The organism is Arsukibacterium sp., assembly GCF_041616895.1.
Taxonomy (GTDB): Bacteria; Pseudomonadota; Gammaproteobacteria; order Enterobacterales; family Alteromonadaceae; genus Alishewanella.
Genome location: NZ_JBFJPY010000130.1, coordinates 1 through 6147, shown reverse-complemented (window position 1 = coordinate 6147; position 6147 = coordinate 1). Strand labels below are relative to the sequence as shown.

5 protein-coding genes are annotated in these 6147 nt (G+C 50.9%); 2 read left to right on the top strand and 3 right to left on the bottom strand.

What is annotated here, in order from left to right; translation table 11 throughout:
- A partial coding sequence (locus tag ABY802_RS15290; protein WP_372627989.1) for a hypothetical protein occupies window positions 1–369 on the top strand: 369 nt, incomplete at its 5' end.
- A complete protein-coding gene (gene glnE / locus ABY802_RS15285) occupies window positions 366–3161 on the top strand; it encodes a bifunctional [glutamate--ammonia ligase]-adenylyl-L-tyrosine phosphorylase/[glutamate--ammonia-ligase] adenylyltransferase (RefSeq protein WP_372627988.1) in 2796 nt (931 codons plus the stop codon). The genes ABY802_RS15290 and glnE, both read left to right, overlap by 4 nt.
- A gap of 36 nt (window positions 3162–3197) precedes the next feature.
- On the opposite strand, the gene ABY802_RS15280 is transcribed toward glnE, so the two are convergent.
- From ABY802_RS15280 to tolC, 3 genes are all read right to left on the bottom strand, one after another.
- A complete protein-coding gene (locus ABY802_RS15280) occupies window positions 3198–3770 on the bottom strand; it encodes a TcpQ domain-containing protein (protein WP_372627987.1) in 573 nt (190 codons plus the stop codon).
- Between the two features lie 2 nt (window positions 3771–3772).
- Window positions 3773–4729 carry an LpxL/LpxP family Kdo(2)-lipid IV(A) lauroyl/palmitoleoyl acyltransferase gene (gene lpxL, locus ABY802_RS15275; protein ID WP_372627986.1) on the bottom strand — a complete coding sequence of 319 codons (957 nt, stop codon included), beginning with the start codon at window positions 4727–4729 and terminating at the stop codon, window positions 3773–3775.
- A 109-nt stretch (window positions 4730–4838) separates the two neighbouring features.
- Window positions 4839–6147, bottom strand: a 1309-nt coding sequence (gene tolC, locus ABY802_RS15270; RefSeq protein WP_372627985.1) for an outer membrane channel protein TolC, incomplete at its 5' end; no start/stop codon positions are given.

The following is a 6147-nucleotide window of genomic DNA, read 5'->3' as shown; positions in this document are numbered from 1 at the left end:
CCAAGCGCTTCTCAGCAAGGCTTAATTGCCAATCTGAAAGCATTGCAATGCGCTGAAACGCTATTTTACCGGAGCTCTCTACATCAGCAAATGCCCCATTCGGCGGTTAATTATCCGCAGGTGCAGCCAGCTCAGTCTAACCTGTTAGTGCAAGCCGCTGATTTTTTGCGGGCGATCAGTGCTGAGCTTGCCGCATTACAGTATGAGGACTATAGCGCACAGGCGCGGCAACTGGCAGGGCAATTACAGCAAGGCATAGTGGTATTTGACTACAGCGCTTACAACCGGTTGTTGCTGGCGCTGGCAGTACTGTTATTACCGCCTATGTCAGCGCCAGCTAATGAAACAACCGGTGTGCAGCCGTTATGACTCAGCCCCATGATTACTGGCAGGAAGCGTTTGCACAATTGCACGGCAGCGAACTGGCCCCGGGTCGCCAGCAACAACTGACCAGCCTGCTAAAGGCCAGCTTATTTTTAGGCCGGACGCTGTGCCAACAGCCAGAGTTACTGCAGCTGGTGCTGGATAAAGACGCCGTGGTGCAAGCCATCAGCCACCCTTGGCACGATCCGCTTAGTCATATTGAACTGACTGACGAGGCGGCCATCTTTAGTAAATTAAGACGCTACCGTAACCGGGCCCTGGCATTGTTGCTAACGGCTGATATTTATCAGCTACAAACGACTGAGCAGGGGCTGGCCCGGGTATCGGCGCTGGCAGACTGTTTAATAAACAGTGCTTACCAATGGGCCTATCAGCTGCAACAACAGCAAAATGGTACCCCATTTGATCAGCACGAGCAGCCCATGCCGATGTTGATATTGGGTATGGGCAAACTAGGTGGGGCAGAGCTTAACTTTTCGTCAGATATCGACCTTATATTTACTTATCCCGGCCATGGTGAAACGCGCGGTGGCCGCAGAGCACTTGAGCATCAACAGTTTTTTACCAAAGTGGGTCAGAAACTGATTGCGGCGTTACATCAGGCCACTGCCGATGGTTTTGTATATCGGGTCGATATGCGCTTACGGCCCTTTGGTGACAGTGGTCCTTTGGTGCTGAGTTTTGCAGCATTAGAGGATTATTATCAGGAGCAGGGCCGCGACTGGGAGCGTTATGCGTTGCTCAAAGCCCGGGTGTTAAACCCTGATCAGCAGCATGCGGCAGAATTACAGCAACTGCTGAAACCTTTTATTTACCGCCGATATATTGATTTTTCTGCAATTGAATCGCTAAGGCGGATGAAACAACTGATTGAGCAGGAAAACCGGCGCCGTAATCGGGTAGACAATATTAAGCTTGGTGCCGGAGGGATCCGTGAAGTAGAGTTCGTTGTTCAGACATTACAGTTAATCCGTGGTGGCCGCATCCCCCAGTTGCAACAACAAAGCCTGTTAAAAGCCCTGCAAGGGCTGGTGCAACACCAGATGTTAACGGCGAGTCAGGCCGCAGAATTAAAGTCAGATTATTTATTCCTACGTAAGGTTGAGCAGGCGCTGCAAGGCATAGACGATAAGCAAACCCAAACGTTGCCGGCAGATACCAGCGGCCGGGCCCAACTACTGGCGGCACTGAATATAGCGGACTGGCCAAGCTTGCATCAGCAGATTGTGGATACCATGGCCCGGGTGCATCAGCAGTTTAAGCTGGTGATTGATCATGAAGATAGCCCGGAGCAGGAAGAGCTTGGGGTGGGACGTTTGTTATGGGGCAGTCAGTTGGCCGCCGCTGATTTAGCGGAGCAGCTGGAGTGGCTGGATACGGCTTCCGCTATCGCTCTTATTACCGATTTACAAGCCTTTCGCCAGGATTGTCAGAAACGAAGCGTTGGCCCACGTGGTCATGAATTCCTCAGTAAATTAGTGCCGATTTTATTGCATTTAATCCAGACAGAGCAGGCCGACACTTTGGTACTTGGCCGGGTGCTTGGGGTATTTAGGCAAATTATGACCCGCACGGCCTACCTCGAATTGCTGTATGAGAATCCGGCGGCCTTACAGCAGCTGGTGAAATTATGTACCCAAAGTGGCTGGTTGGCAGAGCAGCTGGCACGTTACCCGATGTTGCTCGATGAACTGATTGATCCGGAGCAGCTCTATCGGGTGGCGAACAAAGCAGATTATCAGGATAGGTTGCGTCAATATTTATTACGGGTGCCGGAAGATGACTTAGAACTGCTTATGGAAATATTGCGCCAGTATAAGCAGGCGCAGCAGTTGCGGATCGCTGCTGCAGATATCAGTGGTGCCTTGCCATTAATGCAGGTAAGCGACCACTTAACCTGGTTAGCCGAAGTAGTGATGGAGCAGGTGGTTGCGCTGGCCTGGCAACAAATGACAGCACGTTATGGCCTGCCAGTGGGGGCCAGTGATGATGACCGCGGTTTTGCGGTGGTGGCTTATGGCAAAATGGGGGGGCTTGAACTTGGCTATGGTTCCGATCTTGATCTGGTATTTTTGCATCAGTGTGACAGCCTGGCCAGTACCAGTGGAGAAAAACCGATAGATTCACGCCAGTTTTACCTGAAACTAGCACAGCGGGTATTGCATCTGGCAACCACCCGCACCAACAGCGGCGTATTATACGAAATTGATACCAGGTTAAGGCCCTCTGGCAATTCCGGTTTGCTGGCGATCCATATCGATACGTATTTTCAATATTTACAGGAGGAAGCCTGGACCTGGGAACATCAGGCCTTGGTCAGAACCCGCTTAATTATCGGCTCTGAACGGATGATGAGCTGTTTCCAGAAAATACGGGCAGATATTATTAAGCAACAGCGCGACCCTCAGCAGTTGCGCGCCGATGTCACCGCCATGCGCCAAAAGCTACGTAGTCATCATGGCAGTGCCGACGATGATGTAAAATACAGTGCCGGTGGTATTGTCGATCTGGAATTTATAAGTCAGTACCTGGTCCTGGCGCATGGCCACGCTTACCCAGCGCTATATCGGTACAGTGATAATATCAGGATCCTGGATGCCGCGGCTGAGGCCGGATTGTTGTCAGCAGAACAGGTTGCCTCGTTGCAACAGGCTTATCAGTTATTGCGTGGCTGGGGCCACCGGCTGACGCTGGCGCCTGCGAGGGTGCCAACCGAAAGCCGGCTGGCAGACGCCAGAGATGCGGTGCATCAGGTGTGGCAGTTATTATTTCCTTAACCACGATGCCAGGGTAGGGCCTGACTCGTGGTATGCTTATCCCGCATTGATCGGCTTGCAATGCTGCTTTAAATAAGGCGTAAGCCGGTTGGTAATGACTGCAGCACGCTCGTTAGGGCAAAAATACGTGAGCACCGGTTCGGCAAAGTCCGGCGCTACCGCTTTGCCAATGCTATATACCGTGCCAAGTAAGGTGGTGTCAGTTTGAAAATACTGTTTTACCACGTAATCCCGTGGCAAGGTCCAGTAAAGGGCAATGCCTTCGCGCTGCGCATAATTACTAAGAGTGGTTTTTAACGTTTCTCCTGCACGAAAACGACGATCGGTAACCAGCCCTTGCCAGTTTGCTTCGGCCGGCAGCACTTCCCGGCCACGTTGCGCCAGATTACGGCTTAACTGACCGCTGGTATCGGGCAAAGCAATATGAAAGTCACTTTGCTCGTTATTTCCCGCCTGATTACCGCGAATTTTACTGTAAAATTCGCTGAAACCAAGGGCCGCCTTATTCATGGTTTCTTTCTCAAAAATCAGCTCTGATTTTGTCAGTAAAAAATAACCAGCAATCACCAGTAACCCCAGAATAAATAGGGTGCGGATCCAGTATCCCATCGTTATTCCCTCCCACCAGTGCTGGCTGCTTTTGGTTTGTAGAGTGACGGATCGTCGGTTTGCGGCCGGGTTTTAAAGCGGCGGTGCAACCACATATATTGTTCAGGGTGCTTTAATACGGCTTGCTCAACCCACTGATTAACCCGCGTGACATCTGCTTTATCGTCGCCGCTGGGGAAAGCCGTAAAGGCAGGCAGCACATCAACCTGATAGCCCTGATACCCCGGTAAACGGTAAGTATAGACCGGGATAACCACACAGTTGGCGGCATTGGCAAACAGTAATGTGCCGGTAGTGGTGGCGGTTTGCGCTACAGCAAAAAAAGGCACAAATTCAGCCCGGTTACGGCCATAGTCCTGATCAGGCAGGTAAAAGCATACTTCCTGCTGATTAAGCGCCTGGATCAGCCCTTTCACGTCGCGTTTACCAATCATGTATTTGTTGGCACGGCTACGGCCATGATATTGCAGGTAGTCCATCAATGGGTTGTTGTGTGGCCGGTAAAACCCCACGCTGGGATGGGTTAGGCCAAACACCCGGCACGCGGTTTCCAGATGTAAAAAATGGGCTGCCAGCAGTAGTACACCTTTGCCCTCTGCCCGCGCGGCTTCAATATGTTCATAACCTGAAAAGTGAGCCAGTTTTCGTACCCGCCAGTTTGGCCACCACCAGCCAATAATAGTCTCAAACAGGGCTTTACCAGATTCGGCAAAGTTTGCTTTAAGCAAGCTGTGTTGCTCAGCCGGGGGCATATCAGGGAAGCATAAGGCAATATTGCGGGCTGCGACCTTACGCCTGGAGCCCATAAGTTTATACAGCAGGGCGCCGACGCCACTGCCCATTAACATCAGCACCCGATAGGGCAACCAGCTTATCAGCCACATTAGTGCCACACCCAGCCATAACAGCCAGTATTGAGGAAGTAAAAAACGCCAGCTAAATCGGGGAGCATTAACCACAGTGGCTGTCTCAAAAGTAAGTAATGTGGCTATTGTAACGAAAAAATCCGGTCAGAACAGACCAAACTGGTAGGAGGTTCACCGCAAATACGGTGAACCTTAAACAATATTAGTCGACTAACGCCTGATTAATTGCCAGTAAATCTTGTTCTGACAAGTTACCCGCCGCCTGTTTTAACGACAAAATAGCGATAACATAGTTATAGCGGGCAGCAGACAAATTGCGGCGGGCCTCAAACAGGTTACGGGTACTTTGCAACACGTCAACAATGGTACGGGTACCTACTTCAAAGCCAGCATCTGTGGCATTTAACGCACTGTCAGCAGAGATTACCGCTTGCTCTAATGCACGAATGGTGGCGATATTGGCATTAATGTCATTAAACGACACCCGTACCTGGCGCACCGCGGTGCGATAGCTTTGCTCTAAATCCTGGCTGGCCGCAACATAATTGGCGCGGGCAACGTCGGTGGCTGCAACAGTACCGCCACCACTGTAAAGTGGTACCCGCAAGTTTAAACCAATACTGCTGTTATCGAACCGTGGCGGATTACTACTTTGTACCATCCCATTGAATTTTCTGTCCGCCTCACCGTCTTCAGTGCCATAGGATGCATCCAGGCTAAGTGTTGGATAGTGACCGGCTTTTGCGTTCTCAATATCATTCTGCGCCACTTCCAATGCCAGTTTATTGGCTTTGATATTCAGGTTTAACTCTTCAGCCAGAGCGACCCAGGCATCAGCAGTTGCCGGTGACGGTAGCACGGTATCAAACTTGTCCGTGTCTAAACTGGCCAGTTCGCTATGATACTGGCCGGTAATTTCACGCAAGGTTTCGCGGGCCGTTTCCAGTAAGTTTTGGGCTGCAATTTCGCGGGCGACTGCACTGTCAAACTGGGCTTGCGCTTCGTGTACGTCGGTAATGGCGGTTAAGCCTACTGCAAAGCGCTGCTTGGTTTGCTCTAACTGCCGCTCTATGGCCCGTTTTTCAGCGTCAGCAAAGCTTAAGCCGTCGACGGCTTCGAGTACGTTAAAATACGCTTGTGACACCCGGACAATCAGTGCCTGTATTTCTGCATCCAGAATAGTTTGGCTTTGCATAGCCAGTTTTTCGGCGGTATTCAGGCTTTTCCAGTTGGTCCAGTCAAAAATAGACTGACTAAGCCCAACTTGCGCATCCCAGCCCGTCGTTTCTATTTCAACATTAACCAGGTTATCGCCAATAAACGTCTGGCTTTCACGCATGCCTTTGCTGTAACCCGCAGTTAGATTAACTTGCGGCAATAAACGAGCTTTAGAAATATCAATCCGCTCTCTGGCCGCATTTCGAACCGCTTCTGCCCGCAGCAGTTGCGGATCTTTCTGCATGGCGAGCCGATAAACAGTGGTTAAATCTTCTGCTATGGCGCTAACGCTG